Origin of the sequence: Pseudomonas taiwanensis DSM 21245, from assembly GCF_000425785.1 — a bacterium.
Classification (GTDB): Bacteria; Pseudomonadota; Gammaproteobacteria; order Pseudomonadales; family Pseudomonadaceae; genus Aquipseudomonas; species Aquipseudomonas taiwanensis.
Genome location: NZ_KE384452.1, coordinates 176,763 through 198,498, shown reverse-complemented (window position 1 = coordinate 198,498; position 21,736 = coordinate 176,763). Strand labels below are relative to the sequence as shown.

Genomic DNA, 21,736 nt, shown 5'->3' with positions numbered 1-21,736 from the left:
CGGTCATGCACAGTTACGACTACGCGTTGCTGTTGGCCTTCTTTGCCATCGTGCTGCTGCCTGCACCCTGGCTGGGGCGTTTCTACTACAAGGTGATGGAAGGCCAGCGTACCTGGCTCAGCCCAGTACTCGGCCCATTGGAGCAGGGCTGTTACCGGCTGGCGGGCGTGCGCACCGAGCAGGAGCAGAATTGGAAGCAGTACGCCCTGGCTTTGTTGGCCTTCAACCTGGCCGGGTTCGTGCTGCTGTTCTGCGTGCTGTTGCTGCAGGGCTATCTGCCGCTCAATCCGCAGCACTTGCCAGGCCAGGAGTGGTCGCTGGCATTCAACACAGCGGTAAGCTTCGTCACCAACACCAACTGGCAGGCCTACAGCGGCGAAGCCTCGGTCAGCTACCTGAGCCAGATGCTTGGCCTGACCGTGCAGAACTTCGTCAGCGCTGCCACCGGCCTGGCCGTATTGGTTGCACTCTGCCGTGGCATTGCCAGGCGCTCTGCGGCAACGCTGGGCAACTTCTGGGTCGACATGACCCGGGGCACCCTCTACGGGCTCTTGCCGTTGTGTCTGGTGCTGGCGCTGCTGCTGGTGTGGCAGGGCGTGCCCCAGACCTTCGCCGATTATGCCCATGCTGTGACCCTGCAAGGCGTTGACCAGGTCATCCCGCTGGGACCGGCTGCCAGCCAGATCGCCATCAAGCAACTGGGTACCAACGGGGGTGGTTTCTTCGGCGTGAACTCGGCGCACCCGTTCGAGAACCCCACGGCCTGGAGCAACCTGTTCGAGGTGGCGTCGATCATTCTGATCCCGGCTGCCCTGGTGTTCACCTTTGGCCACTACGTGAAGGACTTGCGCCAGAGCCGCGCCATCATCGCCTGCATGCTTGCCCTGTTCCTGATCGGTGGCAGTACCGCCTTGTGGGCGGAATACCAACCCAATCCGGCATTGGAAAGCGTTCAGGTACAGTCGAGCGCGCCGATGGAGGGCAAGGAAAGCCGCTTCGGCACCACCGGTTCGGTGCTCTGGAGCGTGACCACCACCGCTGCGTCCAACGGTTCGGTCAACGCCATGCACGACAGCCTCAACCCGCTGACGGGTATGGTGGCCATGGCCAACATGATGGTCGGTGAGGTGATCTTCGGCGGCGTCGGTGCCGGGCTCTACGGCATGTTGCTGTTTGTGCTGATCGCTGTGTTCCTGGCAGGCCTGATGATTGGGCGCACGCCGGAATACTTGGGCAAGAAGCTGCAAGCCCGTGAGGTGCAGTTGTTGGTGGCGACCTTGTTGGTGATGCCGGTGGGCGTGCTGGTGCTCGGCGCCATCGCCGCCAGCCTGCCAGGCCCTGCGGGGGCGGTGAGCAACCCAGGCGCCCATGGCTTCAGCCAGCTGCTGTATGCCTACACCTCCGGCACCGCCAACAACGGCTCGGCCTTCGCCGGTTTCGGTGCCAACACCGTTTTCCACAACCTGATGATCGGCTTGGCCATGCTGATCGGCCGCTTCGGCTACATCCTGCCGGTGCTGGCCCTGGCAGGCAGCTTGGCTGCGAAGAAAACCGCGCCGCAAGGGCTGAACAGCTTCCCGACCCACGGGCCACTGTTCGCCACCTTGCTGGTGGTGACCATCCTGCTGGTGGGCGGCCTGACCTTCCTGCCAACCCTGGCCCTTGGGCCGATCGCCGAACACCTGAGCCTGGGCTTCTGAGGAGCGAACCATGAACATGCCCATTCCCGAAGTGAAAGCCCACTCCAGCGCCAAGGACCAGACCCGTTTCGCCGCACTCTGGCGCCCGGCCATGGTGCAGGCCTTCGTCAAACTCGACCCGCGTCAACTCAAGCGTTCACCGGTGATGCTGGTCGTGGCCCTCACGGCTGTGCTCACCACTGTGCTGTGCTTTGCACCGGGCAGTGGCGTGAGCACCAGCGTGGCGGTGCAGATTGCCCTGTGGCTGTGGTTCACCGTGTTGTTCGCCAACTTTGCCGAAGCCCTGGCCGAAGGGCGCGGCAAGGCCCGCGCCGACAGCCTCAAGGCCGGCAGCCAGGGCCTTACCGCGCAGCGCCGCACCCGCCAAGGCGGCTTCGAGACCGTGCCTGCCTCGCAGTTGCGCAAGGACGATGTGGTCAAGGTGGTGGCCGGTGAATTGATCCCCGGCGACGGCGAAGTGCTCGAGGGCATTGCAGCGGTCAACGAGGCGGCCATTACTGGCGAGTCGGCCCCGGTGATCAGAGAGTCCGGTGGCGACCGATCGGCCGTCACCGGCAACACCCGCCTGGTATCCGACTGGCTGCTGATCCGCATCACCAGCAACCCTGGCGAGTCGACCCTGGACCGCATGATTGCCCTGGTTGAAGGTGCCAAGCGGCAGAAGACGCCCAACGAGATCGCGTTGGATATTCTGTTGATCGGCCTGACCCTGATCTTCCTGATCGTGGTCGTGACCTTGCAGCCGTTCGCCCACTTCGCAGGCGGTAGCCTGCCGCTGATCTTCCTCGCAGCGTTGTTGGTGACACTGATCCCCACCACTATCGGCGGACTGCTATCGGCCATCGGCATCGCTGGCATGGACCGCCTGGTGCGGCTCAATGTCATCGCTCGCTCGGGCCGCGCCGTGGAGGCGGCCGGTGATGTGCACACCCTGATGCTCGACAAGACCGGCACCATCACCTTCGGCAATCGTCGTTGCAGTGCGCTGCACAGTGCGCCGGGGGTCACGGCCAAGGAGTTGGGGGAGGGCGCGTTGCTGGCATCGTTGGCCGATGATACTGCCGAGGGCAAGTCGATCGTCGAGTACCTGCGTCAATTGCACGCGTTCATTGAACCAAGCGCCCAGCAGCTGGTACCCATTGCCTTCAGCGCCGAGACGCGGCTTTCCGGTGTCGATTTTCAGCAGCGTCACTACCGCAAGGGCGCGGTCGATGCGGTGCTGGCCTTCGTCGGCATGCAGCGACTGGAGATGCCGCCGGCACTGGCCCGTGAAGTCGAACGCATCGCTCAGAGCGGCGGTACGCCCCTGCTGGTGTGTGTCGACAAGCGCTTGCTGGGCGTGATCCACCTCAAGGATGTGGTCAAGCCCGGCATTCGCGAGCGCTTCGCTGAGCTGCGCAAGCTGGGTATCCGCACGGTGATGGTCACCGGCGACAACCCGCTGACCGCTGCTGCCATCGCCGCCGAAGCCGGGGTGGACGATGTGCTGGCTGAAGCCACGCCCGAGAAGAAGCTGGCGCGCATTCGCCAGGAACAGAACGACGGGCGTCTGGTCGCCATGTGCGGTGACGGCGCCAATGATGCACCGGCGCTGGCCCAGGCAGATGTGGGCATGGCCATGAACGATGGTACCCAGGCGGCGCGTGAGGCGGCCAACATGGTCGATCTGGACAGCGACCCGACCAAGCTGCTGGACGTGGTCCAGGTGGGCAAGGAGTTGCTGGTCACGCGCGGGGCGCTCACCACCTTCTCCATCGCCAACGACGTGGCCAAGTACTTCGCCATTCTGCCGGCGCTGTTCGCCGCCATCTACCCGCAGCTGGGCGTGCTCAACCTGATGCACCTGGCCAGCCCGCAGAGCGCGATTCTGTCGGCGATCGTCTTCAACGCGCTGATCATCATCGCGCTGATTCCCTTGGCCTTGCGCGGTGTGCGTGTGCAGGCAGCGAACGCGGCCCAGTTGCTGCGACGCAACCTGCTGATCTACGGCCTGGGCGGGATCATCGTGCCGTTTGCCGGGATCAAGCTGATCGACATGTTGCTCAATGCATTGCACCTGGTCTGAGGAGGCCGACATGAACACCTATCTGCGCCCGGCATTGAGCCTGGCCTTGTTGATGACCCTGGTCACCGGCGCGTTGTACCCCTTGGCGGTAACCGGCATAGCCCAGGTCGCGTTTCCCGAGCAGGCCAACGGCAGCCTGGTGCGTGACGACCATGGCCAGGTGCGTGGCTCGGCATTGATCGCCCAGGACTTCCAGGGTGATGGCTGGTTTCACTCGCGTCCGTCGGCCGGTGCCTATGCCACCGTGGCCAGCAGTGCGAGCAATCTTTCCCCCAGCAATCCGGCATTGGCCGAACGGGTGAAAGGGGAGGCGGCAGCGCTCTACCAACCTGGGCAGGGGGGCGTACCCCAGGCGTTGCTGACCACCTCGGGCAGCGGCCTGGACCCGCACCTGCCGCCTGAGGCCGTGGCCTACCAGATCGCGCGCGTGGCGGCAGCCCGGCAGATGTCAGTCGAGCGCTTGCAAGCCTTGGTGGAAGAGGCCACCCTGCAGCCACTGATCGGCCCCCCTGTGGTCAATGTGCTGGCCCTGAACCGGGCGCTTGGCAGTATTGGTCACTGACTCAAGGCCGGTTACCAGCAAAGGCCTGTGGGGGCGGGTTTGCCCGCGAAGGGTGCGGTGAGCTCACCGACGTATTCGCGGGTGAACCCGTTCCTGCACGTGCCATGCCGATCTTGCGGCCCGTGTTTTCTGCACAGCAGATGAAGGATGACTCATGAGTGATTCCGCCCGCGCAGACGCGCTGTTGGCCAATCTGCCGCGTGAAGGGCGCGGCAGGCTCAAGGTGTTTCTCGGTGCCGCGCCTGGGGTGGGCAAGACCTACGCCATGCTGCAAGCCGCTCACGCCCAGCAACGCCAAGGCGTGCAGGTGCTGGCCGGGGTGGTCGAGACCCATGGCCGGGCCGAGACCGAAGCCTTGCTCGGCGGCATGCTCCAGCAACCCTTGCTGCGCAGCGAGTACCGTGGCGTCACGTTGGAGGAAATGGACCTCGACGGACTGCTCAAGGCATCCCCGTCCTTGGCCCTGGTCGATGAGTTGGCCCACACCAATGCGCCTGGCAGCCGCCACGCCAAGCGCTGGCAGGATGTCCAGGAACTGTTGGCCGCCGGGATCGACGTCTACACCACGGTCAACGTCCAGCACCTGGAAAGCCTGAATGACAAAGTGCGTGACATCACCGGCGTGCAGGTGCGCGAGACCTTGCCCGACTGGGTACTGCAGGAGGCCTTCGAGCTGGTGCTGATCGACCTGCCGCCCCGCGACCTGCTCGCCCGTCTGCGTGAGGGCAAGGTGTATGTGCCCGAGCAGGCGCGGGCGGCCATCGATGCCTACTTCTCCCAGACCAACCTCACGGCCCTGCGCGAACTGGCCATGCAGACGGCGGCTGCGCAGGTGGATGCCGACCTGGCCCACGGCTACCGCCAGCGTGGCCAGGAGGCACCGGCCTTGCGTGGGCGTTTGCTGGTCGGGGTCGACGGTGACGATCAGGCCGAGCGTCTGGTGCGCCATGCCTGTCGGGTGGCCCAGCGCCGACACCTGCCCTGGAGCCTGGTGCATGTGGACAATGGCCGGTTGCTCGACGAAACCGCCCGTCATCGCCTGCAGGCTGCGCAGCAGCTTGCCGAGCGGCTGGGAGGCGAAGTGGTGGTGTTGCGGGCCGGGGAGGTGGCGCGCACGCTGATCCAGCATGCTGCCGAACGCAGGGCCAGTCTGGTGCTGGTCGGGCAGTCGCGTGATCGCCTGCGGCGGCGCTTGTTCGGCGCCGGGGTGGCGGCTCGGTTGCTGCGTGAAAGCCATGGGTTGGAAGTCAACGTGCTCGACCGCGATGCCCAACCCGCCACACCCAGCATGTCGGTCAAGCGCGTTTGGGTGTGGCGCCATTATCTGCTGGCCGTGCTGGCGACTGCGTTGGCGGCAAGTCTGTCCTGGGCGGTGGCCGGCGTGTTGGCATTGCCCAATATTTCCTTGGTGTTCCTGGCCGCGGTGTTGCTGGTGGCCGTACGCAGCAGCCTTGGGCCAGCCCTGGCCTGTGCGGCGTTGTCGTTCCTGACCTACGACTTTCTGTTCATACCGCCGAACTTCTCCTTCACCATCCAGCGCGAGGAAGACGTGCTGACGCTGGTGTTCTTCCTGCTGATGGCCGCCCTGACCGGCAATCTCGCAGCGCGGCAACGCCAGCAGTTGCAGGCCCTGCGCGAGACTCAGGCGCAGACCAGCCAGTTGCTCGACCTTTCTCGACGGTTGACCGTGGCTACCGACCGTCAGGCGGTATTCAATGCAGCGGGCCAGCATTTGAACGGTTTGCAGGACATGCAGGTATGCCTGCTCGAGCGCAATGCAGAGGGCCTGTTGCATCGGGTCAGTGGCGAGGCGCAAGCCCTCACCGACAACGAACGGGCCGCTGCCGAGTGGGCCTGGCAACACGGCCAGGCTGCCGGCCATGGCAGCGATACCTTGCCCCATGGGCGCTGGTGGTGGTGGCCGTTGGCGGTTGATGAGCAGCCGCTGGCGCTGCTTGGCGTGCGGCCGCACTCCGGCGAGCCGCTCAGCGCCCAGCGCCGTCGCCTGCTGATGGCCTTGGGGCAACCTTTGGCCCAGGCCCTGGCCCGGGCGCGGCTGGCCGAGCAACTGGAAGCGGCGCGCCTGCATGGCGAAACCGAGCAGTTGCGCAGTGCCTTGCTGGCATCGGTATCCCATGACCTGCGTACACCGCTGACCGCCATGCGCGGCAGCATCGACAGCCTGCTGGCATTGGGCGAGGCCATTGCGCCCGCTGATCGGCGTGAGTTGCTCGAAGGCACGCGCAACGAGGCCGAACGCCTGGACCGTTACATCCAGAACCTGCTCGACATGACCCGCCTGGGCCATGGTGGGCTGAAGCTTGCTCGCGACTGGGTGGCACCGGCGGACATCGTCGGCAGTGCGCTGAACCGCCTGCGCGCCGTGCTGGCGCCGTTGCGCGTGCACACCGAGGTGCCGGCCGCGTTGCCCTTGTTGTTCGTGCATGCGGCATTGATCGAACAGGCCCTGGTCAATGTGCTGGAGAACGCCGCCCGCTTTTCGCCGGCGCAGGGACGGCTGGAACTGGAGGTGTCCGTGCACGACCAGCAACTGTACTTCGCGGTAAGCGACCAGGGGCCTGGCATTCCGGTGGCGGAGCGGGACAAGATCTTCGACATGTTCTACACCGCTGCCCGGGGGGATCGGGGCGGGCAGGGCACGGGGCTTGGGTTGGCCATCTGCCAAGGCATGGTCGGCGCCCACGGCGGGCAAATCCTGGTCAGCGAAGGCATCGATGGCCAGGGCACCTGCATCACATTATGCTTGCCGCTGCCCGATCAACCTGAAGCCGAAAGCGAAGCCCCATGAGCCAGCACGCGACCCTCCTGGTCATCGACGACGAACCGCAGATCCGCAAGTTTCTGCGCATCAGCCTGGCATCCCAGGGGTACAAGGTGATCGAGGCCGCCACAGGTGCCGAGGGCCTGACCCAGGCCGCCCTGGCCAAGCCGGACTTGGTGGTGCTCGACCTTGGTTTGCCAGACATGGACGGCCAGCACGTGCTGCGTGAGCTGCGCGAGTGGAGCTCGGTGCCGGTAATGGTGTTGTCGGTGCGCGCCAGTGAAGTTCAGAAAGTGGATGCGCTCGATGGTGGTGCCAACGACTATGTGACCAAGCCCTTCGGTATCCAGGAGTTCCTGGCACGCATCCGCGCCCTGCTGCGTCAGGCGCCACAGGCCAGTGGCGGGGAGGCATTGGCGAGCTTTGGGCCGTTGACGGTCGACTTTGCCTTTCGCAAGGTGACCCTGGACGGTGTCGAGGTGGCGCTGACCCGCAAGGAATATGCGCTGCTGGCGCAACTGGCCGGGCATCCTGGGCGGGTGATCACCCAGCAGCAGTTGCTCAAGGATATCTGGGGGCCGACCCATGTGGACGATACCCACTACCTGCGGATCGTGGTGGGGCACCTGCGGCAGAAACTGGGCGATGACCCGACGGCGCCGAGGTTCATCATTACCGAGGCGGGGGTGGGGTATCGGTTGGTGGCGCCGGCTGGATAAGCCCAGGGTACTGGCGCATCGCGAGCAAAGCTCGCTCCTACAGCGGTTCGCGGCGGCTGCACACCTTACGGACCCAGATCAGACGTAGGAGCGAGCCTTGCTCTCGATGCGCCGCGCAGGCGGCGCTTGTCCATCATTGCTGCACCTCGCGCGCACCCACTGGAGCACCGCCCCCCAGCGCCTTGTACAACGCTACAAGGCCCAGGCGTAACTGGTTGTCACTGTCCACCACATCTCGGCGCGCCTGCAGATAGTTGCGTTGGGCGTCGAGCGCTACCAGAAAGTCAGTCAGTCCACCGGCATAGCGTGCCTTGGCCATGTCATAGGCTTGCCCGGCGCTGCCCAGGCGTGCCTTGAGCTGGTCGTTGCGCTGGCGTTCGGCGCCATAACTGCTCAGCGCATCATCCACCTCCTGCCAGGCCTTGAGTACCGTCTGCTGGTAGTTGACCGCTGCCTCCTGTTGTTCGAGCGTGCGCAAAGTGACTTGAGCGCGGCGCCGACCATTGTCGAAAATCGGCACGCTCAAGCTCGGCCCTACCGCCCACTGGCGGCTGCCCCAGTCAGAAAACTTGCCGCTTTCGAACGAGGAATACCCAAAGCTGGCACCCAGGCGGATGCTTGGATACAACTCGGCGACCGCCACCCCTATGTTGGCCGTTGCCGCGTGAAGCTGGGCTTCGGCGGCGCGGATATCCGGGCGTTTGCGCGCCACGTCCGAGGGCAGCCCAGGGCTCAGGTCGGGTAGGGTGGGAGGCGTGGCTGTAGGTAGCAGCAACTGAGCCTGCAGTTCGCCCGGTTGCGCGCCGACCAGCACGCCCAGTTGGTTGATGGCCTGGGTCTGCGCCGCCTGCAGTGAGGGCAGGGTGGCACTCAGTTGTTCGAGTTGAGCGCGTTGACGGACCAGGTCGAAATCGTCGACCAGGCCGCCGTCGGCGCGGGCTTTCACCAGTTCGAGCGACTCCTCGGTGGCTCGCAGGTCTTGCTCGGTGACGCCGATCAACTGTTGCACCCTACGCAATTCGAAATACCCGCGCGCCACTTCGCTGGCCACCACCAGCCGTGCCTGCTCAAGCAAAGCGCGCTGCTGCTCGACACGGGCGTCCGCGGCCTCGACGGAGCGGCGTACGCGGCCCCAGAAATCGACCTCCCAGGATGCGTCGAAGCCTGCTTCATAAAGGGTGAATGGTTGCGCCAGGGCCTTGGTCAGCTCGTCGCTGTTGCCCGGTGCGAAGCTGTCGATCATCTTCGCGCTGGCACCGCGCTCACTCTGACGCTGGCGCTGGATGTCGGCCCTGCCGTCGACGTTCACGCCACGCTGCGCCGCGACCATCTGCCGTTGCATGCGCGCTTGTGCAAAGCGCAGGGCGGCGTTGGTCAGGTCCGGACTGGCGGCAATGGCGCGCCGCTGCAGGTAGTTCAGCGTCGGGTCGGCAAACTGGGTCCACCATTGCGTCGCAATGGCCTGGTTGGCCGAGCGCGTGTTCAGGAGCGTGGGGTCACCGCTATGGGCCGCGTGCCAGTCGCTTGGGGTAACCGGCTGCGGCGCTTGGTAGTCAGGCCCGACCGCGCTGCAGGCCATCAGGGCCAGTAGCAACGGCGTGAGGCAAAAGGCGTTGAGCGGCGACGACATTGCAGCCTCCGGTTAAGCGAGTCGATTGCGGAACAGCCAGGCAGACAGCGGCAGAGTGACGGCGGCTACGGCGAGCATGGGGACCAGGTCGTGTGCCACGTCGAACAGGCTGACGCCTTCGAGATAAATGCGTTGAATCAGGTCGATGGCAAAGCGCAGGGGATTGATCCAGGTGGCCAGTTGCATGGCGTCGGGCATGTTGCGCACCGGCGTGGCCAGGCCCGACAGCAGCATGATCGGCATGATCAGCACGAAGGTATAGAGCATGGCCTGCTGCATGTTCAGCGATATGGCCGAAATCGACATGCCCAGGCCGACGCTGGAGATCATGAACACCAGCAGGCCTCCGTACAGGTCGAGCAGGGAGCCGGCCATGGGAATGCGGAACCAGAACAGCGCCATCAATAGCACCAACGAGGCTTGCACCAGGCCGATGAGAATGGGCGGTATGGCTTTGCCGATCATGATCTCCATCGGCGAGTAGGGGGTGACCAGCAATTGGTCGAACGTGCCCTGCTCACGTTCGCGCGCCACCGACAAGGCGGTGAGCACCAGTGTCTGCAGCATGCTCAGCGAAGCAATCAACGCCGGAATGAGCGGCCAACGGGTTTCCAGGTTGGGGTTGTACCAGGCGCGGGTAACCACGTTGATCGGTGCTTGCGCCAGACCGCGTTCTCGGTTGAAGTCGTTCACGATGCTGGCAAGGCCCGCTGCGGCGGAGCCTGCGGTGGTCGAGTTACGGCCGTCGAGTATCACCTGCAGCGGTGCGGTTTCTCCTCGGGTAAGGCGGGCCTCGAAATCAGGTGGGATGTGCACCACCAGCAATGCCTCTTGCGCATCGATCACCTCGGCGATGTCGCGGCTGGAGTTGAGGGTCTGCACGCGGTGGAAGATGCCGCTGCCGTCCAGGCGGCTGGCCAGGCGCTGGGACGACTCGCTGTGGCTATGGTCGAGCAGTGCGTAGGGCACGTCGTTGAGATCGAAGGTCACGGCATAGCCGAACAGCAGGCTCTGCATGAGCACCGGTGCGATCAGTACGATGCGGTTTGCCGGGTCTTTGAAAATCACCAGTAGTTCCTTGCGCCACAGGTTGACCAGGCGACGCAGCAGTTCCAGGAACGTGGCCATGTCAATCGAGCCTCTTGCGCGTGGCCAGGCGCGCCAGCCCCAGCAAGGCCACGGCGTAACCGGTGAGAATCAAGCTGTTGCGCAGGATCAATGGCCAGAAGTCGCCGGCCAGGAACAGCGACTTCACCACTTGCATGAAGTAGGTGGCGGGCAGCAGGTTTCCGACTACCTGCACGGCGGTGGGTACGTTGCGCAGGTCGAAGATGAAGCCTGAAAGCATCATCGCCGGCAGGAAGCTGACGAGCAGGGAAATCTGGCTGGCCAGGAACTGGTTCTTGGTGACCGCCGAAATCAGCAGGCCGATCCCCAGTGCCACGAGCAGGTACAGCATCGAGCAGATCACCAGCGCCCACAGCGAACCATACATCGGCACATCGAATAGAAAACGCGCTGCCAGCAGGCACAACCCCAGGCCGATCAGGCCGACGACGAAGCAGGGAATGACCTTGGCCAGGAGAATCTCCGCAGCCCGCACGGGCGTCACGAACAACGCTTCCAGGGTGCCGCGCTCCCATTCGCGGGCCATCACCAGCGCGGTGAGAAAAGCCCCCACCAGCGTCATGATCAATACGATCAACCCAGGCACGAGGTACCAGGTACTGGTGTTGGCGGCATTGAACCACATGCGTTGCTCGATCTGCACTCCACCAGCCTGCAAGCCGCCGTTGCGCGAACTCTGCTTCTGGCCCCACAAGGCCAGGGCCTGGTTCAGGTAGTTGCTGACCCCCGAAGCACGCGTCGCGTCTGAGCCTTGTACCAGCACCAGTACCTGGGCGTTGCCCGCCTGCAGGCGACGGCTGAAATCGCCCGGCAGGTACACCAGGGCATCGACTTCACGCGAAGCCAGCCATTGCCTGCCTTGCTCGAAGGACTTCACAGGCCGCGGTTCCAGGTAGGCCGAATGGCTGATGCTGGCCAGCAGGTCGTGGGCTTGCGGCGCAGGGTCATCCTGCACCACCGCGACCACGCTGTGACGCACGTCCAGCGACAGTCCGTAGCCGAAGATGAGAATCAGCACGATGGGCAAGCCAATGCCGATCAACAGATTGCTTTTGTCACGCAGCATCTGCCGCACTTCCTTGCGGGTCAGTGACACCAGTCGGCGGCAGAAGGCACCGAGCGTCGCGGTGCTCATGCCGGCGTCACCTGCTGTTGCTGGCGCTCCTGCTCGACGATGGCGATGAAGGCCTGTTCCATGTTCAGCGTGCTGCCCTTGCCTGCGGCCTGCTCGCGGACTTCCTGCGGCGTGCCCATGGCGATCAGCTTGCCAGCGTCCTGGATGACGATGCGGTCGCAGTACTCCGCCTCTTCCATGAAGTGGGTGGTGATGATGATCGTGGTGCCGGCAGCCGCCAGTGCCGTGATGCGTTGCCAGAAACCTCGGCGGGCGAGGGGGTCGGCGCCGCTGGTGGGCTCGTCGAGAAAGAGGATTTCCGGCTCGTGAAGCAGGCCCACGGCCATGGCCAGGCGTTGCTTGAAGCCGCCAGGCAGTTGGCCGCTGGGGTCGCTCTCGTGTCCGGACAAGTCGAATTGCTGGGCGACTTCGTCCATGCGCCGCTGCAACTGCTTGCCGGGCAACCCATAGGCGCCGCCGAAGAACTCAAGGTTCTCGCGGACCGAGAGGTTGCCGTACAGGGAGAATTTCTGCGACACATAGCCCACCCGGCGGCGAGCCTTCGCCCGTGCATGGCGCAGATTGACGCCGGCCACCTGCAGGCTGCCCGACGAGGCGGGCAGCAGGCCGCAGAGCATGCGGAAGGTGGTGGTCTTGCCAGCGCCATTGGGCCCCAGCAGGCCGAAGATCTCACCCCGGCGCACACTGAAACTGGTGCTGGCCACGGCGGTGAAGTCGCCGAACGTGCGCACCAGGTCCTTCACTTCGATGGCCGGTTCGCTGCTGTGTGGGTCGCTCGGGGCACTGGTCTTGAGTGTTTCCATGTCGACGTGCTCGGCATCGCTGCGTGCACGCAGCAGGAACATGAAGCCATCTTCCAGCCTGGCCTCCACCGGGCGTACCGGAGCGCCGCCCAGCAGCGTGTCGAGTGTCTGCTGGTCGGCATCAGGCTGGCGCATGAAACGCACCTCACCCGATTGCGGCACCGCATCGATGATGGTGTGCGTGTTGCCCAGCAGACGGGCCTGCAGGGTGCGCGCCGGCTGCCCGGCGGGCGGTGTGGCGAGGTAGCAAAGGCCATCGGCGTGGCGGCGGATGTCCTGTGGCATGCCTTGGGCCAGCAGTTCACCCTGGTGCAGCATGTACACTTCCGAGCAGCGCTCGGCTTCGTCCAGGTAGGAGGTGCTGAGCAGTACGCTGAGGTTCTCTTCCCGCACCAGTTGCTGGACGATCTCCCACAGTTCACGACGTGACAGCGGGTCGACCCCCACGGTCGGCTCATCCAGCAACAGCAGTTGCGGCGACCGCACCAGGGTGCAGGCCAGGCCGAGCTTCTGCTTCATGCCACCAGACAGCTTGCCTGCTGGCCGGCGAGTGAAGTGCGTCAGGTCGGTCATCGCCAGTAGCCGCTCGAAGCGCTGCCGACGCAGGTTGGCGCCTACGCCATGGAGGTCGGCGTAGAGGTCGAGGTTCTCCTGTACGCTCAGGTCTTCATACAAGCCAAAGCGCTGCGGCATATAGCTGATCAGGTCCTGGACCTTCTGCGGGTGCGCCTTGACGTCGACGCCGAGCACGTTCAACTCCCCGCTATCGGCTTGCAACAGCCCCGCGACCAGGCGCAGGAATGTGGTTTTACCGGCGCCATCGGGCCCGACCAGGGCGGTGAGGGTGCCTTTGCGCAGTGTCAGGTCCAAGCCGTGCAATGCCTGGACGGCCTGCCCCGATGCCTTGACCAGGAACCGCCTGGCAACAGCCTTGGCCTCGATGACCAACTCCATTACCGGGCCTTCCCGTCGTTCACCAGGTCCGCCTGGGCAAATCGAACGGTTGCCGGCATTCCCAGGCGCAGGCGGTTGTCCTTATCGTCGACGATGATGCGCACCTCGTACACCAGCGCGGTGCGTAGCTCGGCGGTTTGCACGGCCTTGGGCGTGAATTCGGCAACGTCGGAAATGAACCCGACCTGCCCCTGCACGGGAGCGTCCGGGTGGCTGTCGGTCGTGACCCTGGCGGGCAGGCCCGGTCGGATGTGGCCCAGTTGCGACTCATTGATATAGGCCCGTACCCACTTTGGCGTGGTAATGGCCAGGGCATACACCGCCCGTTGCGGCGAGGCCATGTCGCCTGGTTCGAGCATGCGCGAGCGGACGGTGGCATCCTGCGGTGCACGCAGTTCGGTTTCGTCGAGGTTGTGCTGCAGCAGTGCCAGTTGCGCGCGGGCGCTTTGCAGCTGGGCCTCGGCCTGGGCGATGTCTTCGGCCCGGGGGCCAATCCTGGCCAGACGCAGGGCCTTCTGGCTGTCCTCCCACTGGGCCTGGCGCACCTTCAGTTGCGCGGCGGCATTGTCCAGGTCCTGTTGGCTCACGGCCCGTCCGCCGCTGCTGTTGGCGCGGATGGTTTGCAAGCGGCGCAACTGGGTGGCGGCGAGGTCGACCTGGGCCTTGCTGGCTGCTGCCTGGGCACTGGCGCGGTCGATGTCCTCGGGTCGGCTGCCATTGCGCAGGCGCAGGACGTTGGCCTGCTGGACGGCGACCTGGGCGTTGGCCTGGTCGATCTGCAGCTTCAACGCACGGCTATCGAGGGTAGCCAGCACCTGCCCGGCTTTGACGGTGTCGCCTTCCTCCACGCGCATTTCGCCGATGCGCTCGCTGCCGGTGAATGCCAGCGAGACCTGGCGGATATCGACGTTGCCATAGAGCACCAGGTCGCCCCCCTGGTCGCCCCGGGTGTGCACGTAGTACCACGCCCCAAAGCCCACCAGCGTTGCCGCCAACAGGGCGATGACGAGCTTTTTCTGCATGATGACGACCTGTGATCGATCACTGACATGGAGCAAGCATAGTCACAGAATTCAAATTAGAATTTGATTTGAGACAACACCACGAGTGCCTGGCATGAGCCGCGAACCAGCCCCTTCCAGTAAGCCGCGTGGGCGCCGCCCGGATGGCGACATCACCCGGCAGCGCATCCTCGATGCCGCCGGCCAGCTGATTGCCGAACGTGGCTATGCCGAGGCGACCAGCAAGGCCATTTGCGCCCTGGCGCAGTGCAACCTGGCCGCGGTGAACTACCACTTCGGCAGTCGCGAGGGCCTCTACCGCGCAGTACTCAAGGAGATGCACCAACACCTGATCAGCTTGGAGCAGTTGCAGCAACTGGCCTGCAGCGACCGCCCAGCCCGTGAACGCTTGGTCGACCTGATCAGGGCACTGACCCTCAACGTCATCAACGGCAAACGGTGGCAAGCCCGGTTGTGGAGCCGCGAGTTGCTGACCCCGTCGCCGTATGTGAGCGAGTTGATCGCAGAAGAGGCGATGCCCAAGTCGCGACTGGTATTGAGCCTGCTGGGTGAGCTCACGGGTAAGCCCGTGGAGGACCCGGCATTGCTGCGCTGTCTGTTCAGCGTCATCGCACCGGTGATGATGTTGCAGGTGATCAGCCGCGACATCACGACACCGCTATCGGGATTGTTCGAACAGTCGGAAGAGGCGTTGGCAGAACACTTGGTGCGGTTCGCCCTGGCAGGGCTCGATGCGGTGATGTAGTCCTGCTTTTTGCATATTAGGTTAGCACTAAAATCAATTTCATTAATTTCTAGGTGCTCGATAAAGTGTCCCGGCATCAGGTGGCATGCCACCTGGCCTTTCCAGGAATGCTTTGAAGGAGCACAGGATGTCCAGCCGTCGCCGTCTATCGTTGTTGCTTGTAGCCTCATTGCTGGCCACCCAGGCCATCGCCGCCGAGCGCCTGACCCTGCGTGTCGGCGACCAGAAAGGCAACATGCGTGCCCAGTTGGAAGCGGCAGACGCCTTGCGCGATGTGCCTTACGACATTCAGTGGGCCGAGTTTCCCGCAGCTGCGCCGCTCGCTGAAGCACTGAATGCTGGCGCTATCGATGCCGGCATCATCGGCGATGCGCCGTTGTTGTTCGTGCTGGCATCAGGTGCGCCAGTCAAAGCGATCGCCGTGGACAAGTCCGACCCTTACGGCACGGCGCTGCTGGTGCGCCCTGACGCGCCGCTGCACAGCGCGGCGGACCTCAAGGGCAAGCGCATCGCCACCGGCCGTGGTTCCATCGGCCATCACCTGGCACTCAAGGCGCTGGACCAGGTCGGGCTGACGGAGAAGGACGTGGAGTTCCGTTTCCTGGGACCGGTCGATGCCAAGATTGCCCTTGCCAATGGTTCGGTGGACGCCTGGTCGACGTGGGAGCCCTATACGGCCCTGTCCGAACTTAACGGGCAAGGCAGGGTGCTGGTCAACGGCAGAGGGCTGTCCACCGGCAACAGTTTCCTCGCGGCCACCGACAAGGCTCTCGAAGACCCTGCACGCCGCACGGCGTTGCAGGACTATCTTGCCCGTCTGGCTGGTGCCCAGGTCTGGGCCAACCAGCATCTGGACACCTATTCCAGGACGCTTTCCGCCATCATCGGCTTCCCCGTGGAAGCGGCGCGACTGCAGTTCGAACGTCGCCAACTTCGCTGGCAGGCGATCGACGGCGAGACCATCGCTGAGCAACAGGAAACCGCGGACTTCTACCAAGCCCATGGCCTGATGAGCGAGCGCCTGGAGGTAGCGCCGACCTTCGCTTCGGGTTTCAGCGTACCCGCCACCGACCCTCTGACTGCCCAACACTGATTCCGGAGAATCTTCATGGCATATCCCAAACGCCTGCGCCATCTTGCGCTGGGCCTGTTGATCGGCGGCGTGCTACCGTCCCTGGCCAGCGCCGAGCAGACCCTGCGTATCGGTTACCAGAAGTCCTCGACCCTGCTGACCCTGCTCAAGGCACGCGGCACCCTCGAACAACGCCTGCAGGCTGAGGGTATACGAGTCAGCTGGCACGAGTTCCCCAGCGGCTTGCCGCTGCTCGAAGCGTTGAACCTGGGTAACGTCGACCTTTCTGCAGATGTGGCCGACACCGTTCCCGTGTTCACCCAGGCCGCTGGTGCGCAACTGACGTACTTTGCCCGGGAGGCGCCGTCGCCGGCGGCCCAGGCCATCCTGGTGCCGGCCAACTCGCCGCTCAAGACCCTTGCCGACCTCAAGGGCAAGCGCGTGGCGGTGACCAAGGCCGCTGGCAGCCACTACCTGCTGATCCAGGCGCTGGCCAAGGCGGGACTGAGCTTCAAGGACATCAGCCCGGCCTACCTGATTCCCGCCGACGGACGCGCAGCTTTCGAAAACGGCAAGGTCGACGCTTGGGTAACCTGGGATCCCTACGTGGCCAGTGCCCAGCGTCAGCAGCACGCGCGAATTCTCGCCGATGGCACCGAACTGGCTAGTTACCAGCGTTACTACCTGGCTGGCAGTGAATACGCCAAGGCGCACCCGCAGGTGCTGGATCAGGTGTACCAGGCGCTGCGTGAAATTGGCGGTTGGACCAAGGCCAACCCGGCCGCCGCAGCCCGGGTGCTGGGGCCACTGTGGGGTAATCTGGACAGCGTCACGGTGCAGCAGGCCAATGCTCGGCGCAGCTATGACGTGCAGCCGGTGAAACTGGACAACCTGGCCGAGCAACAGCGAATAGCCGATGCATTCTACCGCGAAGGCCTGCTGCCGAAGGCCGTGGATGCGCGAGCGGTAACCGTGTTCGAGCCAGGGGCCGCTCATCTGAAGAATTGACTCGGCGTCGTGCCGAACTGGCGCTTGAACATGCTGGCGAAGGCGCTTGGGCTGTCATAGCCGAGCGTCCCCGCGACGTCGATGATCCGCTCACCGAGAGCGATCCGCTCCAGGGCTTGCATCAGCCGCGCTTGTTGGCGCCATTGGCCGAAGGTCATGCCGGTTTCCTTGCGGAACAGACGCTGGATGGTTTTTTCATCCACCCCAAGGTGAAGACCCCAGTCTGCCACCGTCGAGTTGTCCTCGGGGCGCTCGTGCAGTGCCGAGCAGATGACCTGAAGACGCTTGTCGCCGGGCTGCTGCAGCTTCAACGGCAGGGTTGGCAGCACGCTGATCTCGTCGAGGATCAGGTGCACGATCCGTGATTCGCGTGAGTCCTCGGCGTAGGGGCCGGTGAAGTCCACCGAGGCCTTGATCAGTTCGCTCAGCAGCGGCGAGATACTGATGGCCTTGCTCTGTGATGGCAGGTTCGCTGCTGCGTCCGGGCGCACGAACACGCTGCGCATCTTCACATCGCCCACGCAGCGGATCGCGTGTTCCTGGCCACAGGGCATCCATACGCCGCGACTCGGCGGCACGGTCCAGCGCTCGGACCGCGACTGCACGATCATCAGGCCCTTGATGGCATAGATCAGCTGATGCTTGGCATGGGAGTGGGGTGCGATGAACCAGTCCGGTGGGTAGTCCGTGGCACGGCTGCCCACCTCCCAGGTCCATTCGTCGACCTCCACCAGCATTTGCTCCATCGGCTTGATCAGTGCCATCGTGCGCCTCCTAGGTGTTCCGCGTGGCCATCTTAGCAGCAGGTGGCCGGGTGGGCTTTGGCGCGGGTCGCCGGCAGCAGGGCCGTTGCCAGGCCCAACAGGGGCAGGAACGAGATCACCTGATACACCCACTCGATGCCATGTCGGTCAGCCAATTCGCCCAAGCCAGCCGCACCGATGCCGCTGATGCCGAACATCAGGCCGAACATCACCCCGGACACCATGCCGACTCGGCCCGGTACCGCTTCCTGGGCGTAAACCACCAGGGCGGCGAACGCCGAAGACATCACCAGCCCGATGGCCACAGCCAGGACTGCGGTCCAGGCCAGGTTGGCGTAGGGCAGGGCCATGGCGAACGGCGCCACACCAAGGAAGGAAACCCAGATCACCGCCTTGCGGCCAATGCGATCGCCCACCGGCCCCCCTGCGAAGGTGCCTAATGCCACGGCCGCGAGGAAAGCGAACAGGTACAGCTGGCTTTGCTGCACGCTCAAACCGAAATGTTGGATGAGATAGAAGGTGAAGTAGTTGGTGAACGAAGCGATATAGACGAACTTGGCGAACATCAACAGCGCGATCACCCCCACTGCGCGACAAATCGCACCGTTGGAGAGCGCGGGTGCCTGTTGCCCGGCAATGCTCTTGAGGCGATGCTGGCCGTGGCGAATCGTCCAGCCGGTGACCCGCCACAGCACCCATACAGCAAGTGCAGCAGCCACCATGAACCAGGCAATGGCCGATTGGCCGTTAGGGATCACGATCAGCGCGGTGAGCAACGGGCCGATGGCCGAACCGGTGTTGCCGCCCACCTGGAAGGTGGACTGTGCCGTGCCGAAGCGCCCGCCAGAGGCCATCCTCGCCACTCGCGAGGCCTCGGGGTGGAAAGTGGCGGAGCCTACGCCGACCACGGCAGATGCCACCAGCAACATTTCATAGCTGCCTGCCGTTGCCAACAGGGCGATGCCGATCAGAGTAATCAACATGCCGCCTGGCAACAGGTAAGGTTGCGGGTGCTTGTCGGTGTACAGGCCAACCCAGGGTTGCAGCAGCGAGGCGGTGACCTGGAACACCAGCGCGATCCAGCCGATCTGGGCGAAGCTCAGGGAAAAGTCTTGTTTGAGCATCGGGTAGATCGAGGGCAGGACGGCCTGGATAAGGTCGTTGAGCAAGTGGGCGAAGGCGGCGGCGCCGACGATACGAACCAGGAAACCCTGAGGTTGATCGACGTGGGCCGTGGGGCGGGCCAAGGTGGCGGCAGAAGTCGTCATGGGCGAAGTTTCTTTTGTCGAGTGAGGACACTGCGGCCTGGGGGCAGACCGCAACAAGGCAGTGCCAAAGGAGGGTATCCAGGGCGGCCTTTGCCTGTCTCACGTCGTACAGACACTCACTGTCGCGATTCGGGCATGCTTGCAGCGAGCTCGCCCGCCAGCAGGTGCATCGTCGCCGCGACGCGCCTGCCGGTGTTTGTTGCGATCAGGCGTGTTCCTTGCTCTCGGGCAGGAACCAGTTCAGCACCAGTGCGCAGATGCCGCCAGTGGCCACGCCCGACTCCAGCACGTTGCGCAAGGCTGCCGGCATGTGCGCGAGGAATTCCGGCACCTGGGCGACGCCCAGGCCCAGCGCCAGCGACACGGCAATGATCAGCAGGGCGCGACGATCCAGTCGGGTGCTGGCCAGGATATTGATACCCGAGGCTGCCACGGCACCGAACATGACCATCGCGGCGCCGCCCAGTACTGGCTCCGGTACCGCTTGAATCACCCCGGCGACACTTGGGAACAACCCCAGCACGACCAGCATCAGGGCGATCCAGATGCCGATGTGGCGGCTGGCGATGCCGGTCAGCTGAATCACGCCGTTGTTCTGGGCGAAGATCGAGCTCGGGAAGGTGTTGAACAGCCCCGCCAGCAGCGAGTTGGCACCGTTGACCAGCACCCCGCCCTTGATCCGTTGCATCCACAGCGGGCCCTCGACCGGCTGGCGTGAGACCTTGCTGGTGGCGGTGACGTCACCGATGGCTTCCAGTGAAGTCACCAGGTAGATCACCAGCATCGGGATGAACAGCGCCCAGGAGAAGCTCAGGCCGAAGTGCAGTGGCGTCGGCACCTGGAACAGCGCGGCTTCATGCATGCCGGTGAAGTCCAGGCGACCAAGGTAGCCGGCCAATGCATAGCCCACGGCCAAGGCGATAACGATGGCGCAGCTGCGCATCCACACCAGTGGAATACGGTTGAGGATCACAATGATCGCCAGCACCACGCCCGACAGCAGCAGGTTCTCGCCGTTGGCAAAGGTGCCGTTGGCCATGGCGGTGAAGCCACCCCCCATGCTGATCAGGCCGACCTTGATCAAGGTGAGGCCGATCATCAGCACCACGATACCGGTCACCAGCGGGGTGATCAGGCGCTTGATGAACGGCAGGATACGCGACACGCCCATCTCGACGAATGAGCCCGCGATCACCACGCCGAAGATTGCCGCCATCACGCTTTCGACCGGCGTGCCTTGCTTGACCATCAGTGCACCCCCGGCAATCAGCGGGCCGACGAAGTTGAAGCTGGTGCCCTGCACGATCAGCAAGCCCGCGCCGAACGGCCCGAAGCGCTTGCACTGGACGAAGGTGGCGATGCCGGAAATCACCAGCGACATGGACACGATCAAGTTGGTGTCCCGTGGCGAGACGCCCAGGGCCTGACAGATCAGCAGGCCGGGGGTGACGATGGGAACGATGATCGCCAGCAAGTGCTGCAGTGCTGCCAGCAGGCCGATCAACAGCCGTGGCTTGTCCTCAAGACCAAGCACCAGTTCATTGGCAGGCGCCGGTGCGCCTGGGCTGTGTTCGTGTGAGCTCATTGCTAAAGCTGTCCCGGAAGAAAAAAGGAGCGCATTCTACAGTGATCGCCCGTCTGGGGCGAACAGGCATGAAAAAGCCCGCCGAAGCGGGCTTTTCAAGTGCGGGCGTGACTGATCAGTCGTCGCGGCCCATGATGCCGAACAGCTGAAGCAGGCTGACGAACAGGTTGTAGATCGACACGTACAGGCTGATGGTCGCCATGATGTAGTTGCGCTCGCCGCCATGGATGATGGCGCTGGTCTGGAACAGGATGCAGACCGACGAGAACAGGACGAAGCCGGCGCTGATCGCCAGTTGCAGGCCGCTGATCTGGAAGAAGAAGCTGGCCACAACGGCACCCAGCAGGACGAAGAAACCAGCGGTGATGAAGCCGCTGAGGAAGCTCATGTCCTTGCGGGTGATCAGCACGTAGGCCGACAGGCCGCCGAATACCAGTGCGGTCATCGCGAAGGCCGAGCTGACCACTTCGGCGCCGCCGCTCATGCCCAGGTAGCGGTTGAGGATAGGGCCGAGGATGAAGCCCATGAAGCCGGTGAGGGCGAACGTGGAAACCAGGCCCCAGACGGAGTCACGCAGCTTGGCGGTGAGGAAGAACAGGCCGTAGAAGCCGATCAGCACGACGAACACGTTCGGGTAGCCGACACGCATCTGCTGGGCAACGAAGGCCATGATGCCACTGAAGGCGAGGGTGAGTGCCAGCAGGCTGTACGTGTTGCGCAGGACCTTGCTGATCTCCTGCTGCTCGACCTGCTGGCCGTGGTGTACGGCGTAATCCTGTTCGCGCATGGCGACA

17 protein-coding genes are annotated in these 21,736 nt (G+C 64.2%); 8 read left to right on the top strand and 9 right to left on the bottom strand.

Going from position 1 to position 21,736, the window contains the following annotated elements; translation table 11 throughout:
• Nucleotides 1–5: 5 nt before the first annotated feature.
• From kdpA to H620_RS0124325, 5 genes are all read left to right on the top strand, one after another.
• Complete coding sequence (kdpA, locus tag H620_RS0124345; RefSeq protein WP_027908196.1) at nt 6–1,700, top strand: potassium-transporting ATPase subunit KdpA; 1,695 nt, start codon at nt 6–8, stop codon at nt 1,698–1,700.
• A gap of 10 nt (nt 1,701–1,710) precedes the next feature.
• Complete coding sequence (kdpB, locus tag H620_RS0124340; RefSeq protein ID WP_023381327.1) at nt 1,711–3,765, top strand: potassium-transporting ATPase subunit KdpB; 2,055 nt, start codon at nt 1,711–1,713, stop codon at nt 3,763–3,765.
• A gap of 10 nt (nt 3,766–3,775) precedes the next feature.
• On the top strand, nt 3,776–4,327 hold the full coding sequence (gene kdpC, locus H620_RS0124335; protein WP_023381326.1) for a potassium-transporting ATPase subunit KdpC: 552 nt from the start codon (nt 3,776–3,778) through the stop codon (nt 4,325–4,327).
• A 154-nt stretch (nt 4,328–4,481) separates the two neighbouring features.
• Nucleotides 4,482–7,136: a sensor histidine kinase gene (locus H620_RS0124330; protein ID WP_027908195.1), complete on the top strand. Its 2,655-nt coding sequence runs from the start codon at nt 4,482–4,484 to the stop codon at nt 7,134–7,136.
• On the top strand, nt 7,133–7,828 hold the full coding sequence (locus H620_RS0124325) for a response regulator (RefSeq protein ID WP_023381324.1): 696 nt from the start codon (nt 7,133–7,135) through the stop codon (nt 7,826–7,828). Before H620_RS0124330 ends, H620_RS0124325 begins: the two co-directional genes overlap by 4 nt.
• Before the next feature lie 133 nt (nt 7,829–7,961).
• On the opposite strand, the gene H620_RS0124320 is transcribed toward H620_RS0124325, so the two are convergent.
• The 5 genes from H620_RS0124320 to H620_RS0124300 are packed head-to-tail and all read right to left on the bottom strand — an operon-like array spanning nt 7,962 to nt 14,500.
• Nucleotides 7,962–9,458, bottom strand: a complete 1,497-nt coding sequence (locus H620_RS0124320; protein WP_027908194.1) for an efflux transporter outer membrane subunit — start codon at nt 9,456–9,458, stop codon at nt 7,962–7,964.
• Nucleotides 9,459–9,470: 12 nt separating this feature from the next.
• A complete protein-coding gene (locus tag H620_RS0124315; protein ID WP_023381322.1) occupies nt 9,471–10,586 on the bottom strand; it encodes an ABC transporter permease in 1,116 nt (371 codons plus the stop codon).
• A gap of 1 nt (nt 10,587) precedes the next feature.
• A complete protein-coding gene (locus H620_RS0124310; protein WP_023381321.1) occupies nt 10,588–11,721 on the bottom strand; it encodes an ABC transporter permease in 1,134 nt (377 codons plus the stop codon).
• Complete coding sequence (locus tag H620_RS0124305) at nt 11,718–13,478, bottom strand: ATP-binding cassette domain-containing protein (protein ID WP_023381320.1); 1,761 nt, start codon at nt 13,476–13,478, stop codon at nt 11,718–11,720. Before H620_RS0124305 ends, H620_RS0124310 begins: the two co-directional genes overlap by 4 nt.
• A complete protein-coding gene (locus tag H620_RS0124300) occupies nt 13,478–14,500 on the bottom strand; it encodes an HlyD family secretion protein (RefSeq protein ID WP_023381319.1) in 1,023 nt (340 codons plus the stop codon). Before H620_RS0124300 ends, H620_RS0124305 begins: the two co-directional genes overlap by 1 nt.
• Nucleotides 14,501–14,594: 94 nt before the next feature.
• Here H620_RS0124300 and H620_RS0124295 point away from each other — a divergent pair, with 94 nt between their 5' ends.
• The 3 genes from H620_RS0124295 to H620_RS0124285 all read left to right on the top strand — a co-directional run bounded on the left by H620_RS0124295 (nt 14,595) and on the right by H620_RS0124285 (nt 17,325).
• The gene (locus H620_RS0124295) at nt 14,595–15,245 is read left to right on the top strand and encodes a TetR/AcrR family transcriptional regulator (RefSeq protein WP_023381318.1); all 651 of its coding nucleotides are present in this window, start codon (nt 14,595–14,597) and stop codon (nt 15,243–15,245) included.
• Between the two features lie 127 nt (nt 15,246–15,372).
• Nucleotides 15,373–16,338, top strand: a complete 966-nt coding sequence (locus H620_RS0124290; protein ID WP_023381317.1) for an ABC transporter substrate-binding protein — start codon at nt 15,373–15,375, stop codon at nt 16,336–16,338.
• Nucleotides 16,339–16,353: 15 nt separating this feature from the next.
• A complete protein-coding gene (locus H620_RS0124285; protein ID WP_023381316.1) occupies nt 16,354–17,325 on the top strand; it encodes an aliphatic sulfonate ABC transporter substrate-binding protein in 972 nt (323 codons plus the stop codon).
• Here the strand turns inward: H620_RS0124285 and H620_RS0124280 are convergent.
• The 4 genes from H620_RS0124280 to H620_RS0124265 all read right to left on the bottom strand — a co-directional run bounded on the left by H620_RS0124280 (nt 17,310) and on the right by H620_RS0124265 (nt 21,729).
• Complete coding sequence (locus tag H620_RS0124280; RefSeq protein ID WP_023381315.1) at nt 17,310–18,089, bottom strand: AraC family transcriptional regulator; 780 nt, start codon at nt 18,087–18,089, stop codon at nt 17,310–17,312. The genes H620_RS0124285 and H620_RS0124280 overlap by 16 nt on opposite strands.
• Nucleotides 18,090–18,121: 32 nt before the next feature.
• Nucleotides 18,122–19,357 (bottom strand): MFS transporter, encoded by a 1,236-nt coding sequence (locus H620_RS0124275; RefSeq protein ID WP_023381314.1) that lies wholly within the window; start codon nt 19,355–19,357, stop codon nt 18,122–18,124.
• Between the two features lie 205 nt (nt 19,358–19,562).
• On the bottom strand, nt 19,563–20,942 hold the full coding sequence (locus tag H620_RS0124270; RefSeq protein ID WP_023381313.1) for a nucleobase:cation symporter-2 family protein: 1,380 nt from the start codon (nt 20,940–20,942) through the stop codon (nt 19,563–19,565).
• 115 nt (nt 20,943–21,057) lie between these two features.
• Nucleotides 21,058–21,729: a Bax inhibitor-1/YccA family protein gene (locus H620_RS0124265; protein WP_023381312.1), complete on the bottom strand. Its 672-nt coding sequence runs from the start codon at nt 21,727–21,729 to the stop codon at nt 21,058–21,060.
• Between the last annotated feature and the right edge of the window lie 7 nt (nt 21,730–21,736).

Excerpts from the sequence above, each read along its gene's own strand:
- kdpB (WP_023381327.1), top strand. The coding sequence starts at position 1,711 with ATGAACATGCCCATTCCCGAAGTGAAAGCCCACTCCAGCGCCAAGGAC.
- H620_RS0124290 (WP_023381317.1), top strand. The coding sequence starts at position 15,373 with ATGTCCAGCCGTCGCCGTCTATCGTTGTTGCTTGTAGCCTCATTGCTG.
- H620_RS0124330 (WP_027908195.1), top strand. The coding sequence starts at position 4,482 with ATGAGTGATTCCGCCCGCGCAGACGCGCTGTTGGCCAATCTGCCGCGT.
- H620_RS0124315 (WP_023381322.1), bottom strand. The coding sequence starts at position 10,586 with ATGGCCACGTTCCTGGAACTGCTGCGTCGCCTGGTCAACCTGTGGCGC.
- kdpA (WP_027908196.1), top strand. The coding sequence starts at position 6 with ATGCACAGTTACGACTACGCGTTGCTGTTGGCCTTCTTTGCCATCGTG.
- H620_RS0124265 (WP_023381312.1), bottom strand. The coding sequence starts at position 21,729 with ATGCGCGAACAGGATTACGCCGTACACCACGGCCAGCAGGTCGAGCAG.
- H620_RS0124280 (WP_023381315.1), bottom strand. The coding sequence starts at position 18,089 with ATGGCACTGATCAAGCCGATGGAGCAAATGCTGGTGGAGGTCGACGAA.
- H620_RS0124270 (WP_023381313.1), bottom strand. The coding sequence starts at position 20,942 with ATGAGCTCACACGAACACAGCCCAGGCGCACCGGCGCCTGCCAATGAA.
- H620_RS0124310 (WP_023381321.1), bottom strand. The coding sequence starts at position 11,721 with ATGAGCACCGCGACGCTCGGTGCCTTCTGCCGCCGACTGGTGTCACTG.
- H620_RS0124285 (WP_023381316.1), top strand. The coding sequence starts at position 16,354 with ATGGCATATCCCAAACGCCTGCGCCATCTTGCGCTGGGCCTGTTGATC.
- H620_RS0124295 (WP_023381318.1), top strand. The coding sequence starts at position 14,595 with ATGAGCCGCGAACCAGCCCCTTCCAGTAAGCCGCGTGGGCGCCGCCCG.
- H620_RS0124300 (WP_023381319.1), bottom strand. The coding sequence starts at position 14,500 with ATGCAGAAAAAGCTCGTCATCGCCCTGTTGGCGGCAACGCTGGTGGGC.
- kdpC (WP_023381326.1), top strand. The coding sequence starts at position 3,776 with ATGAACACCTATCTGCGCCCGGCATTGAGCCTGGCCTTGTTGATGACC.
- H620_RS0124320 (WP_027908194.1), bottom strand. The coding sequence starts at position 9,458 with ATGTCGTCGCCGCTCAACGCCTTTTGCCTCACGCCGTTGCTACTGGCC.
- H620_RS0124305 (WP_023381320.1), bottom strand. The coding sequence starts at position 13,478 with ATGGAGTTGGTCATCGAGGCCAAGGCTGTTGCCAGGCGGTTCCTGGTC.
- H620_RS0124275 (WP_023381314.1), bottom strand. The coding sequence starts at position 19,357 with ATGACGACTTCTGCCGCCACCTTGGCCCGCCCCACGGCCCACGTCGAT.
- H620_RS0124325 (WP_023381324.1), top strand. The coding sequence starts at position 7,133 with ATGAGCCAGCACGCGACCCTCCTGGTCATCGACGACGAACCGCAGATC.